Genomic DNA, 429 nt, shown 5'->3' on the forward strand with positions numbered 1-429 from the left:
GCTTGCGGGTCGCCGCCCGCGAGGACGAGGGTGTGCCGGCCGGACGCCGTGGGACGGGTACCGACGCGTTCCGCGCGCTGCCATACCGGGCGCAGGAACCAGTCGGGGACGGTGGCCGCGGTGCCCAGCAGCAACTGGGTCCGGCGCACCTCGTCGTCGAAGTCGCCCGCCTCGAAGCCCTTGCGCAGCCTGGTGCGCTGGATCTTGCCGATCTCCGTCTTGGGAACGGCGTCCCGCGCCACGGGGATGAGGAAGGACGGGCTGACGCCGATCTCCCGGGTGACCTTGCCGGCGATCTCGCGCAGGGCGCGGGCCGGGTCGGCGGTGGCCTCCGGGGTGAGGTGCAGGAACAGGGCGAGTTGGTCGGTGGGTGAGGAGGGGTCGGTGCGCACCGCGACCGCGGCGGTGAAGCTCCGCTCCGCGTAGGGC

General features: G+C 73.9%; 1 protein-coding gene. It reads right to left on the reverse strand.

Going from position 1 to position 429, the window contains the following annotated elements:
* Positions 1–429: hypothetical protein (locus tag LPA54_RS39690; RefSeq protein ID WP_228985257.1), on the reverse strand; the 429-nt coding region annotated here is incomplete at both ends.

Origin of the sequence: Streptomyces sp. DH12, assembly GCF_020873895.1 — a bacterium.
Taxonomy (GTDB): Bacteria; Actinomycetota; Actinomycetes; order Streptomycetales; family Streptomycetaceae; genus Streptomyces.